Source organism: Paenibacillus sp. FSL R7-0313, from assembly GCF_037969885.1.
Lineage (GTDB): Bacteria > Bacillota > Bacilli > Paenibacillales > Paenibacillaceae > Paenibacillus.
Genome location: NZ_CP150219.1, coordinates 3,625,104 through 3,648,977, shown reverse-complemented (window position 1 = coordinate 3,648,977; position 23,874 = coordinate 3,625,104). Strand labels below are relative to the sequence as shown.

Genomic DNA, 23,874 nt, shown 5'->3' with positions numbered 1-23,874 from the left:
GCTAGCGTACCTGTGCAGTGGTATGTTGCAGATTGGTCTCAGCACAATCCTGTACCTCATGCGAATGACGGACATGAAAATTAATTTTGCCATTCGTTACCGCAGCTTCAGAACCCAGATAACTCTCCATCCGATCCATATCATGAGACACCATTAGAAAAGTCATACGGTGATGTTCATGCATATGGGTAATCAGTTCAAAGAAACTGGCCTGTGATTCAGCATCAATACCTACTGTGGGTTCATCCAGAATCAACAGATCCGGGTGATTGATAAGCGCCCGTGCCAAAAATACACGCTGCTGCTGTCCACCGGACAATTGACCAATACGTTTGTTCGCCAGATCCTCGATCCGCATGACCTGCAACGCATCCGTGCACTGTTGCTGGCATTTGCGAGACATACGACGGAACATGTTTTTGTTATTATACAAGCCTGACATAACCACTTCACGAACGGTCGCAGGGAACAACGGGTTAAATGCATTCTTTTGAGGCACATACCCGATTCGGTCCCAGTCCTTGAACCTGCGGATCGACTGTCCGAATAGTTTGATATCTCCCTGCGCAGGAGGAAGAAGTCCTACCAGCATGCGCAGCAATGTCGTTTTACCCGCCCCATTGGAACCGATAATCCCGACAAAGTCCCGTTCCTGGGCCATAAAATCGAGATTTTCAATCACTCGCTGGTCCCCGTAGGAAAATGATAGTTTCTCGATCTCTATAATTGGATCATGACATAGTGGCATGATTTGCTGCATGGCAAAGCCGCCCTTCATTATATATAAGAATCCCATAGCGTCCTAAGAGCCTTCACCGCGAACGGTAAAGACTCTTCGAGCTGAATCCTTCATTCTATCTTATTTTAATGCGATCAGCAGATTTTGCAAATTTTTCTCCATCAGGGTGAAATAATCATCCCCGTTTGTTGCCTGCTCCTTGGTTAATCCCTCAACCGGATTAAGGACCATGGTCTCCACGCCTGCTTCACTTGCCAGTGTTTTCGCCAATTTGTCAGATACCAGCTCTTCGAAGAAAATGTATTTGATACCTTCATCTTTAACGAGTTTCGCAAGCTTCACAATATCCTGTCCTGTTGGTTCAGCATCCGGGGAAAGTCCCATAATGGCATGCTGCGTTAATCCATAATCACGCGCAAGGTAGCCGAACGCTTGGTGCGAGACAACAATTTCCTTGTTCGGTACGGTAGCTAGTTCATCTGTAAAACGCTGATCCAGCGTCTCAAGCTTCGTACGAAGCGATTCATAACGTTGTTCGTAACCTGCTTTGTGATCGGGATCTGCCTCGACCAGACTATTTTTGATGTTTTCAGCCATGATCATGGCTGATTTCGGACTAACCCACGTATGTGGATCAATATGATGATCAGCGACATCTTCACTCGTTGCCTCATCTGTATGTTCATCCGCATGCTCGTCTTCATGCTCTTCGCCGTGACTGTGTCCATCATCACCCTCAGCAGTTAACAGTTTAACCCCTTCGCTGACGGCAACAGACTTCACCTGTGTATCGTTATTCAGGGACTTCAGGAAATTCGGCACCCATCCTTCCAGTCCAGCTCCATTATATAAAAACAGCTGTGCCTTGGACGTATTTACGATATCCTGACTCTTCGGAGTCCAGTCATGTGGCTCTACTCCCGTTGGCAGCAGATTAATAACATTGGCATCCTCACCACCGATTGCAGTCGTAAAAGCATATACAGGATAAAATGTCGTCACAACGTTTACCTTGCCTTCCACAATCTTCGCACTATTGGAGTTATCCTGCCCACACGCAGATAATACCAGCAAAGTGAGAATAAGCAAACCCGTCCACAGTAACTTCATGTTGCCTCTTTTGCTCGTCTTCCCAGTCCGGTTAGCCTGAACTTGATGTTGCACTTTATAAAATGTCATTATGATTCACTCCGCATCTCTTAATCGTAAACATTACTGAAAGAATTATAGGTAACCTGAACCTACTTGTCAAGCTATCCCGTCCTATTCATTCTTTCCTGAAGTACGGAGTTCATAACAGTATATGCTTGTTCTCTTCCCGTCAGATACGAATTATATCAATAAAAAAAGGGACCCGAATTAAATCGGGCCACCTTGAGTCATTTTTATGACAGAATTTGAATCAATTTCATAACTCAATTCTTATTTTACTTGTGCACCATTAGGCATGTTGTCTGGTACTGTAGCAAGTGTAAGCTGGTCGCCATGCGATGCTGCAAGGATCATACCCTGAGACAGTTCACCACGAAGTTTCACCGGTTTGAGGTTGGTCACACAGATGACTTTGCGTCCAACCATCTCTTCTGGCGAATAGAACTTCGCAATTCCAGATACGACCTGGCGCTGCTCATAACCCAGATCCAGCTGCAATTTCAGCAACTTATCCGCTTTTTTGACAGGTTCGCAGGAAATGACTTGCGCGACACGCAGTTCAACTTTGGCAAAATCGTCAATACCGATCTCTTCGGTACCCTCAGGTGCAGTTACCGGTTCAACAGCTGCTGAAGCTCCAGCATCTGCTTGACTTGTTTCAGGCTGTGCTGCTTTTTGGCCACCTGTCATTGCTTCAGAGATATAAGCAATTTCCTGTTCGGAATCCAAACGCGGGAAGATTGGATCCCCTTTTTGTAAGGCGTTTCCTGCTGGAACCAGACCCCATTGCTTGGCTGTATCCCAAGCCGTAAGTTCACCTTCCTGAATGCCAAGCTGTGCCCAGATTTTATGAGGAGCACGTGTCAGGAATGGTTGCAACAGAATGGAAGCAATTCTCAAGCTTTCGATCAGGTGAGCCATAACGGATGCCAATTCATCGCGTTTTGCTTCATCACGAGCCAGCGCCCATGGCTGCGTCTCATCAATATATTTATTGGTGCGGCTGACAAACTGGCTGATCGCTGTCAGTGCTACGGAAAACTGCAGGTTTTCCATCGCCTGTTCCACTTTTTCCACTGTAGCATGGCCTGCTTCTTCCAGCGAAGCATCAAATTCCGTTACATTTGAAGCAAACGCCGGGGCTTTGCCTTCAAAATATTTGTCTACCATGGCAACGGTACGGTTCAACAGGTTACCCAGATCGTTCGCGAGGTCGGAGTTAACACGCTCTACGAAACTCTCTGGTGTAAACGTACCATCGGAACCAAACGGTACTTCACGCAGCAGGTAATAACGCAGTGCATCGAGACCGTAACGGTCAATCAGAGTCACTGGATCAACGACATTACCTTTTGATTTGGACATTTTACCGTCCTTCATCAACAACCAGCCATGTGCAAACACTTTCTTCGGTAAAGGCAGATCCAATGCCATCAACATAATTGGCCAGTAGATCGTATGGAAACGAACAATTTCTTTCCCAACCAGATGTACATCCGCAGGCCAGAACTTGTTATACAGGGATGCATCGGATGAACCGTAGCCCAAAGCTGTAATATAGTTGGACAACGCATCAATCCACACGTAAACCACGTGTTTTGGATCGCCTTTCACTTTGACGCCCCATTCAAATGTGGTCCGTGATACGGCCAAATCTTCAAGACCTGGCTTAATGAAGTTGTTGATCATCTCGTTTTTACGGGATTCCGGCTGAATAAAGTCCGGGTTCTCTTCATAATATTTCAACAAACGATCTGCATATTTGCTCATACGGAAGAAGTAAGATTCTTCTTTGACCAATTCAACCGGGTGTCCGCTATCCGGGCTCTTGGCCGAGATAATCTCACCCTTCTCATTCTTCTCTACATCCACCAATTGAGTCTCTGTGTAATACGTCTCATCTGGAATGCTGTACCATCCTTCGTACTCACCTTTGTAGATATCTCCCTGTTTCAGCAAACGGTCAAAGATATCCTGAACAATGGTTTTGTGACGCTCTTCGGTTGTACGGATAAAGTCGTCATTGGAAATGTCCAGCTTGTTCCACAGTTCCTTGATCCCCACAACGATATCGTCGATAAAAGCTTGTGGTGTCTGTCCTTTCTCTTGTGCCTTGCGCTCAATCTTCTGGCCATGCTCATCGGTTCCTGTCAGATAATGAGCATCATAACCGCGTAGACGCTTGTAACGAACCATCGCATCTCCTGCCACCGTTGTATACGCATGCCCAATATGCAATTTGTCACTCGGATAATAGATCGGGGTTGTCAGATAAAATGTTTTTTTGTCAGCCATGAATGACTTCTCCTCCTTCAAATGTTCCTGCTTCATGTGATCCCTTCGTCCAAAACAACTAAAAAAGAACACAAAAAACTCCCGCCCCTATGGGACGAGAGTTGCTCTCACGTGTTACCACCCAAATTCCCCATGTTTTTCGCAAAACACAGGCTCTGTCGGTCCTTCGACCGCCCATTAACGCTGGATCACGCCTCAGCCTTACGACAGCAGCTCTGAAATCACTGTCTGCACGCTCGAAAGAGGTTCCTCCGGGACCATATTCCATCCTCCTCCCAGACCGGTTCTCAGCTCATCCGGCTCTCTGCACTGGGGGTGTGTCTGTACTTATCCCTTCACTGGAAATCATATAGAAGTTGTTCAAAAAGTCCACTTTTGATTACGAATCATGCCTACCGGCATCATCAGCATCGAAGTTGAAATTCAGCCGAAATGTCCGTTGCTCACGTAGGTTTCCTACGCTCCGCTACTCCATTCTAACTTCATCCCATCTTCTTGGTACTGAAAACTAGACTTTTTGAACGCTCATATATAGGAAAATATACTGAAATGCGGACCCCTTTGTCAAGTGGACAGCATCCTCAAGTTCAATCACGGCCTGCTTCCAGGCCTCCCTAATGCTTCCGGCTATAACGTTACTCTGATACCAGAGTAGACTTCTCCGCCTTTGGTGGCACCAGATCCACTCCACCTGGATGAAACGGGTGACATTTGGCGATACGTTTCGCTGTTAACAACGAACCTTTGAGCGCACCGTGGACTTCAATCGCCTCCATGGCGTAAGCCGAACAGCTCGGATAGAACCGACATGTTGGCGGTGTTAATGGAGAAATATAGTTGCGGTACACCCGAATGGGTGCCTGAGCAATTCTGCGTGATAACTTCATGGTCAGTGCTTCCCATGAGCATGTTGATGTCCCGACGCCGCTTTGGCCGGAGCATGCTCTGCACAGTCCTTACAATATCCAAATACCTCGAACTTGTGGTCTACAACCTGAAATTGCTCAGGCGCATCCGCAAGCTGCATCGGGCAAAAAATAATAGGATATGTCTTCTGACACTTCAGACAGATCATATGATGGTGATGATGATCTTCACTACAGTGTGCTTTGAATTTAACGCCATCTTCGAAGATGACCTGTTCCAGTACACCCAGTTCCTGCATCACCCGCAAATTACGATATACTGTGTCAAAACTCAGTCCGCTGTAAGTCTTACCCATATATTCATAGACGTCCTTGGGTGTAAGATACCCGGGGGACTCGGCAAATAACCGGGCCAGTGTTTTCCGCTGATCGGTAATGCGAAGCCCCTGTGAGGACATGGTCGAAATAATCTGTTCTGTCGACAGCATGATCTTAAGCACCTCCTGTCATACGAGCATTTTGCATCATTCATAGAGCGACAGTTTATTCGGCAAAAGCGAAAACTTTCGCTTTCTTGTATACCTCTAATAATGCATCAAATTACGATTAGAGTCAACGAAGACACCGGGTTAGGTCATTTCAACATCACATAAAAAGGACTCCATACACATGCATTGCCATTAGTCTAGCTTGAGCTAATGACATTACATTTTGATGGAGTCCCTTCCTGACGGTTCAGATGATCAATCGTTCGGGCGACTTTTGGGGTGAACGGGTATATATGATATAAGCTTTCACTCCAAACCGTCCGTGCATGTTCATGTTATTATTTTTCAGCCGGAAGCGGCGTGAACAGCAGGTTAACAGGCAAGTTACTTCCTGGTGCCGCCGAGAAGAGAATGGTTACACTCTCGCCGTACGAACCTGTGCGATACATTACACTTTGCTCATTAGGTGCAGTTACAGATTTACCTGTGGAAATCTGAACGACCTGTCCATTCACAAGTGCCACACCTGAGTATCTGCCACCACGAGGGTTGAATGAAATCAACGTGCGCGGAGCAACATTATTCAATGTAATTTTGTACAATACACCGAAGTTACCTGCGTTGGAAGCTTCCGTGTAAGCCATAGGGTCCGTTCCCACAAGGTTTGGATCACTTGCATTGTCTCCAAGTGGCAGACGTGCAGGCTTCGACCCTACTTCTTGATCATACGTAATGATCCGTGTTGCATTTGGATAGGTACCACGGTTGTGAACACCATCACGATCCAGAACTGGCAGACTCGACAACACTTCCATCGGGTCCTTGTTTTCTTCAATCATAATAATGTTGTAATCCAGTTCATAGTCACTGAATACATCCGAATACAAGGAAATGACCTGTCCCTGTTTCATCGGAAGAACGCTCAGATCATTGAGAATCAGCTTGCTTTCTCCTGGCTGGATGTACACTTTCTTTTGTCCGGTACCATTCTGCATGGATTGGAACCAACGGTCAATGGACAACTTTCCAGCTACCGTTGCAAAAGGAGACGGTCCTGCAAAACCCATGTTTTGCTGGTCAATGGACGCCGTGTATGCATTGTTGTTTGTCGCTACAACATACATTTTTACGTTTTTGCCCGTGTTGTTCACATGGTGAATCATGAAGCGTGTCTGTCCAAAGGAAGATTCCTTGTACACAATGCCTTCTGTATTCACGGTTTCCGGGCTGTTACTGCGGATCAGTAGACTTGGTTCATCATAATAAGTGAAAGGTACTTTCTCCAATGCCGGTACTCCACCACCGTCAAAAGTGAACTTCTCACCGACTGGTGTGAACAATTGATTGAAGTCAGTCACACTATAAAGTGTTTCGCCCGTAATATTGATCATCTTGGTATAGCTATTGCTAGCACCATGTTTATCGGTAACTGTAATCGTTACGGTCTTGGGTCCTGGAACAAAGAATGCAAGTGCATTGTTATCCCATTCTGTTTTTACAATTGCATTCTCATCATCTGTACTTTGATCAATATAAGTGATTTTCTCACCCATTTTGTATTCTTCTTTATCTGTCGTAAACATCGCGACAGGTGGCAGATTTGGTCTTTCAACCTTAATCGTAACCGAATACGGATCACTCCATTGACCACTTGAATCCTGAACCGCATAGGTTACTGTGTATACACCTGGTTGGTCGAATGAATCCTGACGGCCTGTCCAACGCTCATCTACAATGCTGAGTCCCTTGGGAGAGCTGGATTTAGTTGTGTAGGTTACCTGATCTCCGGCAAAAACCTCTTTTTGTACCGTGAAACTTGCCACCGGTTTGGTACTCAGATTCAATACAACCGTTTTGGCAGATTGATTTACTTTATACGTAATGTCCAAAGCTTGGGTAATTGAAGTCAACGGCACCATGAACGTATTTTTTTGTTGATAAGCCGCGCCCTTCATAGTTCTGGACACACCATTAACGGTATAGATCTTGCTGTTTGTTTTGAAACGCAACTCATCTTCACCACTAATAATGATCGTTTCTTTAGTTGTGTTATCATATTTGACATCGTAGCCAACCCGATCAACGAGAGCACGGATCGCTACATAGGATACACCATTTTTAACAGCCATCGGCTGTCCAGCAAGATACGTTTTGCCGTCTTGCATCATTTTATTACTGTTCATATAAAGAGTGAGGTCTCCACCCCCGCCTCCAGCAACAGATGAACCGCCTGTAGATGGTTGCTCCACTTCGACTGGTGCAGGTGCAGGTGTTTCCTCAGCTGTACCTCCTTCGTCCGTAGGTTCAATTACCGGCTCAACAGGAGTCGCGTCTGTTCCTGTAGGAACATCTGTCTCAGGGTTCACTTCTTCAGTTGTTTCATTATTTGATGTTGGAGTGTTTGTTCCGGATTTCACTTCGGATTCCGCGATGGTTTGTTCTTTCTTCACAACCTCCACGGATTTAACTTTGGCTGTATTCACTGATGTAGTATCGCTCTGATCTGCTGATTGTGCATTGGCAGGAATGACTGCAAACGCCTGAAACACAGCAAAAGCGGTAAGTATGGACAATTTCTTCTTCAAATTCATTCTTTGTCTTTGGCTCCTTCTGCTCCCATTTTATAAATATCCCCCTCAAAAAGTCATATTATTAGACGCTTGGAACCGGGAAAAGTTGCTAAAAAGTTAAGAGGAGAATTGTAAACTTTTAATAGAAGGAAAATACTATGAAAATAGTTATCTATCAATTATCTTTTTAGCATTCGTATCCCAAAATTAACCAATAGAAAATTCCAACAAAAAAATCTCTCCAGGAGATGGTCAATCAGCACCATATCGCAGAGAGATGTAAGGATTGAATAGGTCTAGCGCAAACGGACAGGCAGACTTCCTGTTGGCTGCAGTCCACCGGTTAACACATGGGACAATACCCGAACAACTGCAGGTGTATTCTCATACGTACAAACATAACTACCCGGCCTCGAAATCTCCAGCAGATCATATGGATTGCGCAGAGCAATTACAATCAGGGTATGATTCTCACTAAGCTTTTCAACCAAATACTGTTGCCCTTTCGGAAGATGTCCAGCCGACGTGTACGTACATACGATCACTTGCTCACTCTCCGACACTTCCGCCAATATCCGATCTGCTTCATCCTGAGTAGGCTGAGTTGTTATGTTGTGTTCACGAACTCTGCCTCGCAACTGCGAAAGCGCCATACCAAGTGATTCTGTATGAGACCATGGTTCATCCACCTCTGTCCGTTGTACCACCTCAGGCCAGATGACATACACGTCCTTCTCAGGGTCCAACGGTAGCAGCCCTTCATTATGAACAATCGTAATACTGCTTGAAGCAACCGTGAACAGCATCGATTCGTTTCGTTTACTTGAATCACTGGGTTTAGTAGATTCAGTGCAATCAACAGGTTCGACATCGATTGCTTCGACCGTTTCACTCGCTTTCGGCGAAACAAGATGATCATTCTGCTGCCCACAGCGCTTTCTTTTCCATGTTATAATGCGTTCAACCGCCTGATGAATAACCTCTTCCGAAATGCGCCCCGTTCGAACTGCTTCGTATATGCCTTCCAGCGCAGCAACCTGATCTTGCAAGGTATGACTCACCAGAATCAGATCTGCTCCTGCTTCCACAGCACGAACGGCAGCTTCAGCTACCCCATATGGCTTGGATATTGCATGCATTTCAAGACAGTCTGTAATAATAATGCCTTCAAAACCCATTTCCTCACGTAGCAGACCCGTTAACACCTTATGTGACAACGTAGCCGGAATGGGCTCGGGCTCAATCGAAGGGAACATCACATGAGCTGTCATAATCGCATCAACTCCGGCCTCAATCGCCTTGCGGAACGGCAACAACTCCATCTGTTCCAGCCTGTTTCGATCATGAGGTACCGTAACCATACCAAGATGAGAATCTACGGCGGTATCTCCGTGCCCCGGAAAATGTTTGGCAGTAGCAGCTATGCCCTGTGATTGATATCCGGTGATGGCTGCTACGCCATGAGCGGCCACACTTTCAGCATGTTCACCATACGAACGCACACCGATAACCGGGTTAAGCGGGTTGTTATTCACGTCGACCACTGGCGCAAGGTTCATATCAATACCGATGCTTTTTAACTCACACCCCAGAATTTGGGCACACTCCAGGGTATATTCCGGATTTCCTGTTGCACCAAGTGCCATATTACCCGGCACTTGGGTCATTCCCTCTTTGTCAATCCGTGCAACCATGCCACCTTCCTGGTCCACCGAAATCATGAGTGGTAAGGCCCCCGCTTCAGCAGCCATATCTTGCAGTTCGGCGGACAGCCGTGTCAATTGATCTATACTTTCGACATTCCGCCGGAAATAAATCACACCCCCGACGTGATAGTCACGGATTAAGCGAGTAATCTGTTCATCTGCGTGCTGACCGTGAAATCCACACATCAACAATTGGCCTACCTTTTGCTCCAATGTCAGATCATTCAAGAGTTTCATTTGACCTCTCCTCCCGGTTCCCTCGCCACTACGAACCCAATCGTTTACTCTGCCTGTACTCGGAGGGTTTCATGTGGAAGTGTTTATGAAACACCTTGGAGAAGTAACGGCGCTCCTTGAATCCTGTGGCTTCTCCAATCGCTGTAATGCTCCATTCGGTTGTACTCAACAATAAAGCTGCACTTTCCATCCGTTTCTGCGTCATGTATTCCACAAAAGTAACACCCATTTGGGTTTTAAACAGCTGGCAAAAGTAACCTGGGCTGATTCCGAGCCAATCTGAGACTTCATCTATTCCCAAGTCCTGTTGCAGCCGTGCATCCATATACTCACATGCAGACAGGATCAGTTCCGATACAGAAGGACGTGGCTGCGTTTGTTTGCCCTGATAGGCATGGGTAACAACCTCTGCAAATTCAAGGAGTTCCCTCATGGATACGGCCCCTTGCAGTGCATTCCAAAAATTCACTTCGTGCTCTTCAGCGAGGGCCTGTACTTCACGCAGTTCACGAAGCATGTGCACAAGCATAAACCGAAGATTGGTTTCATCTACCTTGCTGAAGGATTGTCCTGAATTCCCCATTTGCTGTTTAAGCCGATCCAATACATCACGTAACCCCTGCTTGTTCCCTTGACGAATCCACCGAGTAACAAGCTCCAGATCTTCTCTTGTAATCCATGAGTTAGCCCCTTTGGAGGCCGTATGATCATGCGATAAGGCGGTTTCGGGACAACTTGCCTTCAGCACCCTGTCTTCACTCTCCGAATGGGACATCAGTATTTTTTGACAATGCCGGTATCGTTCCAGAATTTGACTTTCCAGGTTCACGGGCACAGCATCCTGAACAACCCTGACCTTCACACCTGAATCCAAGGACAATATCACATTTAATTCGAGACACAGTTGATGGGCCAGTTCCTCTGAGCGACGTTTCCACTCACCTGATGCCTCCAGCAGGATGCACCACTCCCCTTTGCGAGTCGAAAGAATCTGACAGTCCCCCTCAATTCTCTCTGCTACTTCCCTAAGTCTGGAACTTAAGGTCTCATGCCATCGTTGGTGCTGAAGCTCGGACCAGCCGATCGAATGGCGAAAATAACCGACCGCATCCACCAGCAGCAACGTATACGGTGTAGCAGTTGTTATGAATTCAGGAACAGAGGCAGGATAGGCAACCTTCAACGGTGCTTCTCCTCGTAACAGGTCAATCAATTGTTTGTGTCTGATCCAGCTTTCCATCTCTTGGCTGCGATAACGTTGCGAATCGTTTTCCTGACGTCTCTTCTGGATCTGTCCGGCAAGTTCACGCAGTTTATGTTCCAGATTCAAATAATCAATTGGCTTACATATGTATTCATGTACGTTATATTTAATAGCGGTTCGAGCATATTCAAACTGCTGATAACCGGTCAGCAAAATAATTTCACACGTTTCACCCTGCTCTCGCAGCAAACGAATTAGTTCCAATCCATCCATAGACGGCATCCGAATATCGCACAAGAGAATGTCTGGATGACTTTCTGTAACTTTCCCCAGCGCTTCTGCCCCGCTTCTCACTGTACCTGTGATTTCAATCCCCATATCTTCCCAGGGTAAAATATAGTTCAGATTCTCCAGAATCGGCAGTTCATCGTCAACCAGCATTGCAGTCAGATTCATCCGGCTTCCTCCTGCTCATATAATGGAATGATGCATCGAATAACTGTGCCATACCCCGGTGCTGAACATATAAATATGCCATACCCGGCCCCGTATTGAATACGAATTCGATCTGCCACACTTCGTAATCCCAATCCCCGGCGTTCCGTTATGGACGATAATAATTCCGCCCCTTCCGCGAGCATAACTTCCGGCGGATCTTCTGCCATATACTCAAATCGTGCGAGCATTTCCTGGGGAATACCGATCCCATTATCCTCAACACATAACACCAGATGATCCCGTTCCGCATATGCGCTTATCCGCAGTACACCTGGATAGGTGATCCCCTCAAACCCATGTTGAATGCTATTTTCCACCAGAGGCTGGAGGGTAAGCTTGAGCAGGATTGAGCTGTATAAATGAGGTGGAATGTCAATCTCATAGGTGAACAAATCACTGAACCTGTACTGTTGAATCTCCAGATAACTCTGCAAATGCCTGATTTCCTCACCCAGCGGAATCTCCTCCTGATCCTGAATGCTGATACGAAGCATATTGCCTAGTCTGGTCACCATCTCGCTTACTTTGCGGCCCTCCCCACGCAGCGCTAATCCATTAATGGATTCCAATGTGTTAAACAGAAAATGAGGTTTGATCTGGGCCTGTAGTACACGTAGTTCCGCTTGGGCCTTCTGCTCTTGCTCTGCCCGAACACGACGGAATAATCCCCCGATCCGATCCAATAGTTCATTGAACCCTTGCGCAAGCAGCTGCATTTCATCGAATCCTTTTCCTTCCACCCTCGCATTAAAATCACCATCATCCACACGACGCATAAACCTTACAAGTACAGCAATGTTACCCGTAATGCGATTCATGAAAAAAAGATTAAAGATCATCGCTGCGAGCAGGCATAACAGAATAATGATGACAGACCAACCTGCAAAGGCATTGGTTTCCGCAGATAAGGCTTCCCATGAAGTCACACTGACGAGGCTCCAGTTATAGTTTTTCAGATGATATTGCGAAATGATACTTTCCTTGCCGTCAAAGACCGTTCTGACACTGCTAAAGCCAGGACCGTAACTGCCGGATTCAGCACCAAGATTTTGCATGTTTTCACCGTTATAAATACCAGCAGGATCATAAACGATCAGGCCTTCTTCATTAATTAACAGGAAAGATGTATCCTGTGCCGAATCGCTGATCTGCAGGTGACGGAAGATCCTGTCGATCTCTCCTTTTTTGATCTGAACAACAAGCACGCCGATATTTTGAAAATAACTGAGTTCTTTGACCAGTCTGATCTGGGTGAAGACAGGTTCTATCCCGGTTAATTCGGGATATTCCAGAGGTGCGAGCCATTTAGGCACGCCATTAAGTTGCTGAATTTCGTTGAATAAGGGATGTACTTTGAATTGCTGAAAAGGAAGGGCTTGAAAATTTTCTTTAGTGAAAATGGAGACAATCTGGTTATTCTCAGATGAACGCAAATCATATAAAAAGGCATAACTGATGAACGGATAATTATATAGAAGGGAACGGAAATTGCGCTGGCTGGCATTCAGAGATAACTGATTACCGGTTCCCAGATCCTGCTTGGTCGGATCTTTGGCGTTCAACGCCATTTGGAAAACCGATGTGGCTATCCCGTTGTCGGTCACATTGTTAATCTGCTGAAATACATTCTCGATATTGTAGCTGATGGCCTGAAGCGCATATTCGGCCTGTTGATTGTATTTTTTCTCAATCGTATGTGATGTGACCAGAAACATGCCAATGCCTAGCGCACACATCGGTACAATAATCAGCAGCAGAAATGCCAAGGCCAGCTTCATTCGCAAGTTCATATCCCGTTCTCCCTATCAACTGGTTCATGGTATTAACCTTTGACACCACCCGCAGTTACTCCTTCTATAATTTTCTCTTGGAGTATAGCGTAGATCACAAGTACAGGTACAACGCTGTATACAATACCTGCCGACATCTGGGCATAGTTCATCTGATATTGATCCCGAAACTGGACCATGCCCACTGGCAGCGTACGCAATTTATCGGTGGATAAGAAATAGTTGGCGAGTAAAAATTCGTTCCAGTTGCCGAGGAAATTAACGATAAAAACGGTAACAATAGCCGGAACCGTAAGAGGTATCACTATTTTAGCAAAGATACCCGGGGCCCTCAAGCCGTCCATGACCGCCGCTTCCTCAATTTCTCCAGGCAGAGAACGCATAAAAGCCGCCAGTATAATAATTGTAAAGGGGATCGCATTGGCCACATAGGGCACGATCAATGCCAGATGCGTATCCAATATGCCCATTTTGCGAACAAGCAGATATATCGGCAGCATAAGTGCATTGTTGGGAATAAGCATACCCGCCAGAATTAAGCTGTACAGAAACAGGCTCCATCTCCGGTGTCTCATCCGGGTTACGGCAAAAGCAAACATGGCACCAAGCACAATCGTACACGCCGACGATAAAACCGAAATGTACAGGCTATTCCAGAAATATGTGCCAATCTTTGCATTCACCCAAGCCTCCACGTAATTGTTAAACTCCCATGTTGTAGGCAGACCGAATGGGTTCAAGGCGATTTCATTGTTATCCTGCTTAAATGAAGAGAAGATTACAAATAAAAAGGGAAACAAAATCGCGATTAAATACAATATTAACAACACATGAGGTATACTGCTTTTTAAGCTTTTTGCCATCAATATTCCACCTTCTCGCTCCGCCTCGCTACCAGCAGTTGATACACCGCAGTGAGCACAAGCGTCAGAGCAAAGATCAGCACTGCAATGGTATTGCCATAGCCATATTTGAAGTTGGTAATCGCGTATTTGATCATATATGTGGCCAGAACCTCGGTGGACCCAGCGGGCCCACCTTTGGTCATGACAATCACGATGTCGGCTGCTTTCATGGCACCTGCAATGGACAACATGATCACCACTGAAATGATCGGCCGGATCAGCGGCAACGTAATTCGCATTGCACGTTGTACCGCTGTTGCCCCATCGATTGCAGCCGCTTCATCCAGATCACGGGGAATCGCCAGTATGGCAGCCAGTACCATGACAATGTAAAATCCCGTCCACTGCCAGGCATTGGTCACCAAAATGGACAACATGGCAAATCGGTTATCCGATAACCAGTAGATTGGATCGATGCCCAGCACATGAAGTATTTTGTTTAATAGTCCGATATTGGGTTCATAGATGAACCCCCACAAGATACCGATAACGGCTGTCGACATGATGGATGGTAAAAAAACAGCTGTTTTATACAGACCTTTTAGCCTTTTCACATTGGCAATAAGAAGTGAAAACAGGACGATGAGGGGTACCTGAATCAGTACCGAGAATCCGATGAAAAAGCCGTTATTCCGTGTGGAAATCCAAAATCGTTCATCAGTCAGTGCCTTCACATAGTTGGATAAACCCACAAAACGTGGCTCAGCCGATACCCCATTCCAACTCGTCAGACTGTAGTACAGGGAGCTGCCAATAGGATATAAGAAGAACATCACAAACAGAATTAGGGCTGGCATTACAAATAACGTATAGATTAACGGGCTGCGGAGTGAAGTATTCATGGTCAGCCTCCTTCAGTCACTTCAACGATCGCAGTTTCAACTTGGATTGAATTATTCCACGGAAGCGTTTGCTTCCTCCTGCACCTTTTGCAGCTCTTCTGCCATTTTCTCTGGGGTGGTCTGCCCACCAATCAACTTCTGGATTTGCAGATTGCTGATCTCTGTCGTCACATCGGCCTGAACGAGTGCATCAAATGCCGGGAACGATGTCTTGGACGCATTAAGCACAGCCACAATTTCTTTCATCAGATCATCGGTAATACTGTCGGTCAGCACTTTCTCATCCAGCTTCATCGCAGGCAACACACCATCTTCCACAAGGCCACGGACCTGCATATCTTCATTGTAGAAATTTTTGATAAAAGCTTTCACTGCTTCCAGCTTCTGCGGGTCATCCGCCACTGCTGCCGAGAATCCGTATCCATTGTTCACATCCCGCATCAAAGACGTCTGATCGCCTGCGCCGTTCTCTACCGGAGGCATATTGAAAAATCCAACCTTGCCAATGAGCGATTCACCGCTCTGACCTTCCTTGAATACAGATGATTTCCATGTTCCGTCATACATCAATACCGCTTCTCCGCTCGTAAATTGCGTGGTGTATTCGGCATACTCAAAGCCCAGTTCACCTTTTTTGAAATAACCCTTATCGACCCATTCCTTATGTTTGGCAAAACCTTGCACAACACCCGGATCGGTCCACTTCGCTTCACCTGTTGCAAACTTTGCGGTAATCTCCGGTCCGGCATACCGGGACCACAGGTGGTTGGTTAACATAAGCGGTACCCAGCCCGCCTTGGATGCTGAAGCAAGCGGCACTTTGCCATCGGCCTTGATCTCGGCCAGTATATTGTCCAGTTCAGCCATGGTGGTTGGAGCTTTCCATCCTTTTTGTTCGAAGTACTCTTTATTATAGAAAAAACCTTCGCCCGAACCGCCAATCGGCAGTCCATATACTTTGCCTTCATACGTAAACGGTTCAAGCGATGTAAACTGGTCCTGAATGCCCAGCTCTTGCAAGATCGGAGTCAGATCAAGCAGCATACCTTCCTTGGCATAAACTTTGGAATCCGGGCTACCGAACAGTTCAAATATATCCGGCGGGTTACCTGCCGCCATCTCCCCGCGAAGCTTCTCCTTGCGATTCACATCGGATTCGACACCATCCAGCGTAAAGGTCAGATTGGGTATCTCACCCTCAACTTTGTCCACAACATCCTGCAGAATGGCCAGTCTTTTCTGTTTGTCGGCTCCCACCTGCGTGTGACGGAGAAGCATCTCAACCGGTTCCTTACTTGTCTCCTCCACAGGTGTATTGCCTGCGCCCTGCTGTGGCTCGTTACTTGAGCTTGCACATCCCGCCAAAGTCCATGAAGTGATAAGCAATAATGAAAGCAGTAATGTCATTCCTTTTTTCATCTGGTTGACCCTCCTCAAGATATTGAGCATTTGGCTTTACACTCTGATTATAAAAAGCCGGAGCTTACATCGTAAGGATGACAATTCATCAATGGAGGGATAAAATCCTTCACTGGACCCATAATCTTGCATTTACAATGGATATCAGCAAAAAAACAGCCCCTGCGAAACATGTTCGCAAGGACTGCTTGATTGATTGTTTTTACTATATATAAAGGTTAGATTACTTACCTGAACAAGCCACACCAGCCGTTTCCTGGCGACCTTGTTCGATCAGGCGATACGCCCGCTCCACTTCTTCTTCACTTGGTGAAGGAACACCATCCAGTGGATATACTTTACCGAGCGCTTCCCATTTGTAAATCCCCATCTGATGGTATGGAAGAATTTCGAACTTCTCGACGCCATTTAATGTCCCAATAAACCGTCCGAGGTTAAGCAGATCCTCTTCCTCGTTATGAATGCCAGGCACATACACGTGGCGTATCCACATTTTCCGGCCCTGCTCCGATAACCACTTGGCCGTTTTCAACGTTCTCTCGTTGGATTTGCCTGTCAACTTGATGTGTTTCTCATCATCAATATGTTTGAGGTCCAGCAGAACCAGGTCTGTGTGATCCAACAGATCGTGAATCCGTTCCGGTTCGTTAAATCCGTTGCTGTCCAGTGTCGTATGCAATCCCCAGCGGCGCTTCACTTCTTTGAAGATTTCCCCTACAAAGTGGGCCTGTAACGTTGGTTCTCCGCCAGATATCGTGAGTCCGCCTCCAGAGCTGCGGTAGTAGGATAGATAAGGCTCAATTTCAGCCAGTACCTCCTCTAACGTCATTTCTTTTCCACCATCCAGCGCCCATGTATCAGGGTTGTGGCAATACTGACATTTGAGTAGACATCCTTGCATAAAAAGCACAAAGCGGATGCCTGGGCCGTCAACCGTCCCGAAAGTTTCGAGTGAATGAATATGTCCTTTAACCATGCTGCCTCTTCCTTTCTGTATCCGCATCCGCTGTGCGTTTAATATGATTTGGAATGCCTTGCTCTAACGGTCTTCTACTTGCAAATTACTTACATAGAGCCATGGAACGTACGGTTGATGACATCCAACTGTTGTTCACGAGTCAGTTTAATGAAGTTAACCGCATATCCGGATACCCGTACAGTCAGTTGCGGATAGTTTTCCGGGTGATCCATCGCATCAATCAATTGCTGACGATCAAATACGTTAACGTTCAGGTGATGAGCGTTTTGACCGAAGTACCCATCCATCATCGCAGTCAGATTGGATTTACGTGTAGTCTCCTCTTTACCCAATGCTTTTGGCACGATGGAGAAGGTATTGGAAATACCGTCAAGACTGTGTTCATAAGGCAATTTGGCTACAGATCCAAGGGATGCCAGTGCACCTTTTTTGTCACGACCATGCATTGGGTTCGCACCTGGAGCAAATGGTTCACCTGCTTTACGACCATCCGGTGTAGTCCCTGTTTTCTTACCGTATACTACGTTGGATGTGATCGTCAGAACGGATTGTGTTGGCACTGCGTTACGGTAAGCTTTGTGCTTACGAATCATGCCCATGAAGTTCTCAACCAGTTCAACAGCAATGCTGTCTACGCTGTCTTCATTGTTACCGTAACAAGGGAAGTCTCCTTCGATTTCGAAATCAACGGCGATGCCTTGTTCATTACGAATTGGTTTTACTTTGGCATATTTGATTGCACTCAGTGAATCTGCTGTAACCGACAGACCAGCGATACCACAAGCCATCGTACGTACAATGTCACGGTCATGCAATGCCATTTCGATACGCTCATAGCTGTATTTATCGTGCATGTAGTGAATGACGTTGAGGGTGTTCATATACAGCTTCGCGAGCCACTCCATCATTGGTTTGAAACGTTTCATAACCTCATTGTAATCCAGCACTTCGCTTGTAATGGCAGGATACTCAGGTCCGACTTGTGCTCCGGATTTCTCATCACGACCACCGTTGATCGCATACAGGAGAGCTTTGGCCAGGTTGGCACGAGCACCGAAGAATTGCATTTGTTTCCCGATCTTCATAGCCGATACACAGCAAGCAATACCGTAATCGTCACCGTAGATTGGACGCATCAGATCATCATTTTCATACTGAATTGAACTTGTTTCAATGGATACTTTACTGCAATAATCTTTGAAAGCTTCTGGAAGTTTCGTGGACCATAGTACAGTCAGGTTCGGTTCTGGTGCAGGTCCCAGGTTGTGCAGTGTATGCAGGAAACGGAAGCTGTTTTTGGTTACGCGTGTTTCACCATTCACAGACATACCACCAATGGACTCCGTCACCCATGTTGGATCTCCACTGAACAATTCGTTGTAATCCGGTGTACGCAGGAATTTGACAATCCGTAGTTTCATTACGAAATGGTCAACCAATTCCTGAGCCTGTTCTTCGGACAGAATACCTTCTTGCAGATCACGTTCAATGTAGATATCCAGGAAAGAAGATACACGTCCCAGGGACATCGCAGCACCGTTCTGTTCTTTGATTGCAGCAAGATAACCGAAGTACAACCATTGGAATGCTTCTTTTGCTGTTGTCGCTGGCAAGGAAATATCGAACCCGTGCATATCGCCCAATTGCTTCAATTCTTGCAATGCACGAATCTGCTCAGACAATTCTTCCCGCAGACGAATGACATCTTCATCAATGACATCAACTTCAAGTGCGTTCAATTCGCCTTTTTTGTTACGAATCAGGAAGTCTACCCCGTACAAAGCTACACGACGATAGTCACCGATGATCCGGCCACGGCCATACGCATCTGGAAGACCTGTAATAATCCCTGCTTTACGCGCTGCACGCATATCGGAAGTATAAGCATCGAATACACCTTGGTTATGAGTTTTGCGAATGTTCGTAAATATATCAATGACACCTTGAGGCAATTCGAAGCCGTATGCTTCACATGCATCAATCATCATCCGGATTCCGCCTGTTGGTTGAATGGAACGTTTGAACGGAGCATCAGTCTGAACGCCGACAATCTGCTCTTTGGATTGATCCAGATAACCGGGTTGGTGAGAAACAATAGTCGCTGGTGTGTTCACATCAACGTCAAGGACACCGCCGTTATCCCGTTCTTTTTTGGTCAGATCAGATACGATCTCCCACAATTCCTTGGTATTCTGGGTTGCACCTGCGAGAAATGCTTCGTCACCGTAATACGGAGACAAGTTGTTTGCCAGAAAATCATTCACATCTACGGATTTGGTCCATGTTCCTTTGGTAAAGTTTCTCCAGCCTGTTTGTTGTTTGACATCTTTTTCAATCACCGACATCTTAATCCCTCCACTAATTTGGATTTCTGGACACATAACATATTGCTTCATTCGTAGCATTGTGTGCCCAGAGCCGCGATTAATGTGAATTGTTTCACATAAAACCGGAACATGTTCTCTCTACTTGGGAACCGGAACCGCGGGATGAATGTTTTTCTTACATTTTCAGTATACGACTTGGGGCTTTCATCATCTGTGATTTTTGTCACAAAGTCAGTGAACTAACTCACTCCACCTGCGCTTTGTCCCATTGAACCCGGTAAATTCACACTTAGCCACTGCGCGGGCAGAACAACTTCCGATCGCTGTTCATTATTTAAATTTACTGAAAAAGCGTATGAACCATAGATGATGTACACTGGCCACTACAAGGAGAGAATGACCTTCCGATCGCTGTTATCCCCGGATTTTTTGATTCACTTTTTCAAAGGTGAAAATCCGTTGATAAAGGCGACCGCTCCGCTTCTTCAGGTTTTTTCTCTCCTCTCCGTTATCGTGTACATTAGGTAGTTCTACTAATAAAACAATAAAATTCAATATTTATTTCGAAGACGCAAGCTTCGCTTTTTCAGGTTATTTCTGCCATCTCCGTCTTTGTGTGAACATCTGGCTCAAACGGCCACATCACGGATTCCGTGTAACCTCTTTAAGAACCTTTGCTCCTCCATGTTCGGAGCAAAACAAGACTTAGAATAAATCCTGAAAAACAGGTGCTTCGCTCTTCTGTTTTTCTGCCCTTTTCTTTATTGTGTGAACATCTGGCTCAAACGGCCACATCACGAATTCCGTGCCACCTCTTTAGAACCCTTTTGCTCCTCTATGCTCGGAGCAAATCAAATCTTAAAATAAATCCTGAAAAACAGAGGCTTCACTCTTCTGTTTTTCTGCCCTCTCGTTATTGTGTGAAAGACGGCAATCGGGGCTCCCCTCTCGGGGAACCCTGATCTTCTTGCCGTAAGGCATGCTTCGTTCTAAGTTTATTATTCAAACTTTCCGTAGAAAGCGTTGCGGTATACATCAGCCAGTTCAGTTACCAGCGGCAACTTCGGATTGGCGGTTGTACATTGGTCTTCAAAGGCACGGTCTGCCAGATAATCTACATGTGCTTCAAAGTCTTTGGCATCAAATCCGATTTCCTGGAACGATTCTTCAATGCCCAATGTTTTGTTCAGTTTGCGAATCGCATTGATGAGACTGGTTACGCCTTCTTCTGTCGTGCGAGCAGGCAATCCCAAGATACGGGCGATTTCGGCATATCGCTCATCCGCTACAAAGTGCGAATATTTCGGGAACGATGCAAATTTGGTCGGTTTTTTCGCGTTGTATCGAATGACGTGTGGCATCAGGATTGCATTGGTGCGTCCGTGTGCGGTGTGGTACTGACCGCCCCATTTGTGCGCCAAGCTGTGGTTAATGCCCAGGAATGCGTTGGCAAATGCCATACCGGCAATTGTGGAAGCATTATGCATTTTCTCACGTGCCAGTTTGTCGCCTTGCAGTGCCGATTGCTCCAGGTATTGGAACACCAGTTGAATGGCTTTGATCGCAAGTCCATCTGTGTAATCATTTGCCATAACAGACACATATGCTTCAATCGCATGCGTCAGTACGTCCATACCTGTATCCGCAACCGCCGTTTTAGGCAGGGAGTATACGAATTCCGGATCGACAATCGCTACGTCTGGTGTCAGCTCATAGTCGGCCAATGGATATTTGGTGTTACCTTGATTTTTATCTGTAATAACAGCGAACGATGTCACTTCAGAACCTGTACCCGATGTTGTTGGGATCGCTACAAATTTCGCTTTTACACCGAGACGTGGATATTTGTAGATCCGTTTGCGGATATCCATGAATTTCTGTTTCAGGTCATTGAAGTCCGTGTCCGGATATTCATAGAACAACCACATGGCTTTGGCAGCATCCATCGGTGATCCACCGCCAAGTGCGATAATGCAGTCCGGTTGGAAACGGCGCATCATTTCTGTTCCGCGATCTACCGTCGTTGTGGACGGATCGGGCTCTACATCGGAGAATACTTCGATCGCTACCGGCATTTGACGTTGACGCAGATAGTGCTCTACTTTTTCCACATATCCAAGCTTCACCATCATCGCATCCGTAATAATCGCCACACGTGTGATGTCAGGCATTTTGGCAAGGTACTGTGTTGCCCCTTTTTCGAAATAGACTTTGTTCGGCACTTTGAACCATTGCATATTCACGGTACGGCGAGCCACCCTTTTCACATTGATTAAGTTCACAGCGGTTACGTTGGAAGAAGTCGAGTTACGTCCGTATGATCCGCATCCCAGTGTCAATGATGGCATATTCGTGTTGTAGATATCCCCGATGGCACCGTGTGTGGATGGTGAGTTCACAATAATCCGTCCAGTTTGCAGACGATCTGCGAATTTGCCGATCACTTCTTCATTTGTGGAGTGGATAACCGAGGAGTGACCCATGCCGCCAAAAGCAACCACTTCTGCCGCACGCTCAATGCCCTCTGCTGCCGTTTTGACTTTGTAACAAGCCAGTACCGGGCTTAATTTCTCAGCCGACAATGGGAATTTGGTACCCACCCCTTCAATCTCGGCCACGAGAATTTTGGTGCCTGCTGGAACTTCAATACCGCACAATTTCGCAATGCTTACCGCAGATTGACCAACAATCGCCGGGTTCACCGCACATTTCTCGGCATTAATCGCACCTGCTGTCAATTTTGCTGCTTCATCTTTGTTAACAAAGTAACAGCCATTCGCAATCATTTTTTTCTTCACTTGATCGAAGATCGGTTCTTCAATGATGACCGCTTGTTCGGAAGCACAGATCATGCCGTTATCGAAAGATTTGGACAGGATCAAATCCGTCACTGCCTGATTGATATCTGCGCTTTTCTCGATAAAGCAAGGAACGTTACCCGGTCCTACGCCCAGTGCAGGTTTACCACAGCTATACGCTGCACGTACCATACCTGATCCGCCTGTTGCCAGAATGAGAGCCACATCATTGTGATTCATCAGTTCGTTTGTACGATCCATGGAAGGATCATCAATCCACTGAATACAATCTGCTGGTGCACCATGTTTCACAGCCGCTTCCAGCAAGATTTTGGCAGCTTCCCGGCTACAATTCTGTGCAGATGGGTGGAAACCAAAGATGATCGGGTTACGCGTCTTGATGGAGATCAGTGCTTTAAACATCGTTGTTGATGTTGGATTGGTTACTGGTGTAATACCCATGATGATACCAACCGGCTCCGCAATTTTCTGGAAGCTCTCATATTCGTTATCTTCAATCACACCTACGGTTTTGTCATACTTAATGCTGTGGTACACATATTCTGTTGCAAATATATTTTTGGTGATTTTATCCTCATACACTCCGCGGCCTGTTTCTTCTACGGCCATCTTGGCGAGCATCATGTGTTTATCCAGACCCGCAAGCGCCATTGCTTGCACAATCCGGTCAATCTGCTTTTGGTCCATCTTCATGAATGCGGCGTGTGCTTTATTCGCTTTGTCAATTAACGTTTGAATATACTGACCTGCTGTCGGTTCTTTTGCTGGGGCGACTTCGTTCTTTACAGCCATCTCCCTCATCCTCCTAAAGGTTCGTATTAGTTTGTCTCTCTCGTTTACATTCACATCGTAACATGACAATAAACTTAATTATGTGATTTTTTTCACAAAGTATAACAAATTTAATTTAAGTTTTGTAGTGTCCTTCATACGACCATTTTCACTTCATATTTAAAATATAGGGCTGTAAAATTCATCGTCTCCATTAAAAGTGAATTTAATCACAATGTTTGAAATTTCGTCATTTTTGCCTCCTTT

General features: G+C 46.0%; 15 protein-coding genes. All 15 read right to left on the bottom strand.

Features of this window, described 5'->3' with window-relative positions; all coding sequences use genetic code 11:
* Position 1: 1 nt before the first annotated feature.
* On the bottom strand, positions 2–760 hold the full coding sequence (locus NSQ38_RS15985; RefSeq protein ID WP_169481989.1) for a metal ABC transporter ATP-binding protein: 759 nt from the start codon (positions 758–760) through the stop codon (positions 2–4).
* 99 nt (positions 761–859) lie between these two features.
* Positions 860–1,849 carry a zinc ABC transporter substrate-binding protein gene (locus tag NSQ38_RS15980; protein ID WP_339790558.1) on the bottom strand — a complete coding sequence of 330 codons (990 nt, stop codon included), beginning with the start codon at positions 1,847–1,849 and terminating at the stop codon, positions 860–862.
* Between the two features lie 312 nt (positions 1,850–2,161).
* Entirely contained in the window at positions 2,162–4,222 is a 2,061-nt protein-coding gene (gene metG / locus NSQ38_RS15975; RefSeq protein ID WP_339782912.1) for a methionine--tRNA ligase, read from the bottom strand.
* A 599-nt stretch (positions 4,223–4,821) separates the two neighbouring features.
* Positions 4,822–5,073, bottom strand: coding sequence for a membrane protein insertion efficiency factor YidD (gene yidD / locus NSQ38_RS15970; RefSeq protein WP_091018158.1), 252 nt, complete (start codon positions 5,071–5,073; stop codon positions 4,822–4,824).
* A 2-nt stretch (positions 5,074–5,075) separates the two neighbouring features.
* Positions 5,076–5,540, bottom strand: a complete 465-nt coding sequence (locus NSQ38_RS15965; RefSeq protein WP_074095707.1) for a Fur family transcriptional regulator — start codon at positions 5,538–5,540, stop codon at positions 5,076–5,078.
* Between the two features lie 338 nt (positions 5,541–5,878).
* Positions 5,879–8,131 (bottom strand): stalk domain-containing protein, encoded by a 2,253-nt coding sequence (locus NSQ38_RS15960; protein ID WP_339782910.1) that lies wholly within the window; start codon positions 8,129–8,131, stop codon positions 5,879–5,881.
* Positions 8,132–8,406: 275 nt separating this feature from the next.
* On the bottom strand, positions 8,407–10,053 hold the full coding sequence (gene nagZ / locus NSQ38_RS15955; protein WP_339782908.1) for a beta-N-acetylhexosaminidase: 1,647 nt from the start codon (positions 10,051–10,053) through the stop codon (positions 8,407–8,409).
* 28 nt (positions 10,054–10,081) lie between these two features.
* A complete protein-coding gene (locus tag NSQ38_RS15950) occupies positions 10,082–11,713 on the bottom strand; it encodes a response regulator (protein ID WP_339782906.1) in 1,632 nt (543 codons plus the stop codon).
* Positions 11,710–13,545: a sensor histidine kinase gene (locus NSQ38_RS15945; RefSeq protein ID WP_133385429.1), complete on the bottom strand. Its 1,836-nt coding sequence runs from the start codon at positions 13,543–13,545 to the stop codon at positions 11,710–11,712. The genes NSQ38_RS15950 and NSQ38_RS15945 overlap by 4 nt, the downstream gene beginning before the upstream one ends.
* Before the next feature lie 32 nt (positions 13,546–13,577).
* Positions 13,578–14,408, bottom strand: a complete 831-nt coding sequence (locus NSQ38_RS15940) for a carbohydrate ABC transporter permease (RefSeq protein ID WP_091028779.1) — start codon at positions 14,406–14,408, stop codon at positions 13,578–13,580.
* On the bottom strand, positions 14,408–15,292 hold the full coding sequence (locus tag NSQ38_RS15935; protein WP_036614432.1) for a sugar ABC transporter permease: 885 nt from the start codon (positions 15,290–15,292) through the stop codon (positions 14,408–14,410). The genes NSQ38_RS15940 and NSQ38_RS15935 overlap by 1 nt, the downstream gene beginning before the upstream one ends.
* 51 nt (positions 15,293–15,343) lie before the next feature.
* A complete protein-coding gene (locus NSQ38_RS15930; protein ID WP_091028776.1) occupies positions 15,344–16,711 on the bottom strand; it encodes an extracellular solute-binding protein in 1,368 nt (455 codons plus the stop codon).
* Between the two features lie 223 nt (positions 16,712–16,934).
* A complete protein-coding gene (gene pflA, locus NSQ38_RS15925) occupies positions 16,935–17,687 on the bottom strand; it encodes a pyruvate formate-lyase-activating protein (RefSeq protein WP_091028774.1) in 753 nt (250 codons plus the stop codon).
* Positions 17,688–17,776: 89 nt separating this feature from the next.
* Complete coding sequence (gene pflB / locus NSQ38_RS15920; protein WP_339782903.1) at positions 17,777–20,035, bottom strand: formate C-acetyltransferase; 2,259 nt, start codon at positions 20,033–20,035, stop codon at positions 17,777–17,779.
* 980 nt (positions 20,036–21,015) lie between these two features.
* The gene (adhE, locus tag NSQ38_RS15915) at positions 21,016–23,628 is read right to left on the bottom strand and encodes a bifunctional acetaldehyde-CoA/alcohol dehydrogenase (protein ID WP_339782901.1); all 2,613 of its coding nucleotides are present in this window, start codon (positions 23,626–23,628) and stop codon (positions 21,016–21,018) included.
* Positions 23,629–23,874 lie beyond the last annotated feature (246 nt).

What these genes read in the sequence shown, in the direction of transcription:
- NSQ38_RS15985 (WP_169481989.1), bottom strand. Translation starts at nt 760, where the DNA reads ATGCAGCAAATCATGCCACTATGTCATGATCCAATTATAGAGATCGAG.
- NSQ38_RS15980 (WP_339790558.1), bottom strand. Translation starts at nt 1,849, where the DNA reads ATGAAGTTACTGTGGACGGGTTTGCTTATTCTCACTTTGCTGGTATTA.
- metG (WP_339782912.1), bottom strand. Translation starts at nt 4,222, where the DNA reads ATGAAGCAGGAACATTTGAAGGAGGAGAAGTCATTCATGGCTGACAAA.
- yidD (WP_091018158.1), bottom strand. Translation starts at nt 5,073, where the DNA reads ATGAAGTTATCACGCAGAATTGCTCAGGCACCCATTCGGGTGTACCGC.
- NSQ38_RS15965 (WP_074095707.1), bottom strand. Translation starts at nt 5,540, where the DNA reads ATGCTGTCGACAGAACAGATTATTTCGACCATGTCCTCACAGGGGCTT.
- NSQ38_RS15960 (WP_339782910.1), bottom strand. Translation starts at nt 8,131, where the DNA reads ATGAATTTGAAGAAGAAATTGTCCATACTTACCGCTTTTGCTGTGTTT.
- nagZ (WP_339782908.1), bottom strand. Translation starts at nt 10,053, where the DNA reads ATGAAACTCTTGAATGATCTGACATTGGAGCAAAAGGTAGGCCAATTG.
- NSQ38_RS15950 (WP_339782906.1), bottom strand. Translation starts at nt 11,713, where the DNA reads ATGAATCTGACTGCAATGCTGGTTGACGATGAACTGCCGATTCTGGAG.
- NSQ38_RS15945 (WP_133385429.1), bottom strand. Translation starts at nt 13,545, where the DNA reads ATGAACTTGCGAATGAAGCTGGCCTTGGCATTTCTGCTGCTGATTATT.
- NSQ38_RS15940 (WP_091028779.1), bottom strand. Translation starts at nt 14,408, where the DNA reads ATGGCAAAAAGCTTAAAAAGCAGTATACCTCATGTGTTGTTAATATTG.
- NSQ38_RS15935 (WP_036614432.1), bottom strand. Translation starts at nt 15,292, where the DNA reads ATGAATACTTCACTCCGCAGCCCGTTAATCTATACGTTATTTGTAATG.
- NSQ38_RS15930 (WP_091028776.1), bottom strand. Translation starts at nt 16,711, where the DNA reads ATGAAAAAAGGAATGACATTACTGCTTTCATTATTGCTTATCACTTCA.
- pflA (WP_091028774.1), bottom strand. Translation starts at nt 17,687, where the DNA reads ATGGTTAAAGGACATATTCATTCACTCGAAACTTTCGGGACGGTTGAC.
- pflB (WP_339782903.1), bottom strand. Translation starts at nt 20,035, where the DNA reads ATGTCGGTGATTGAAAAAGATGTCAAACAACAAACAGGCTGGAGAAAC.
- adhE (WP_339782901.1), bottom strand. Translation starts at nt 23,628, where the DNA reads ATGGCTGTAAAGAACGAAGTCGCCCCAGCAAAAGAACCGACAGCAGGT.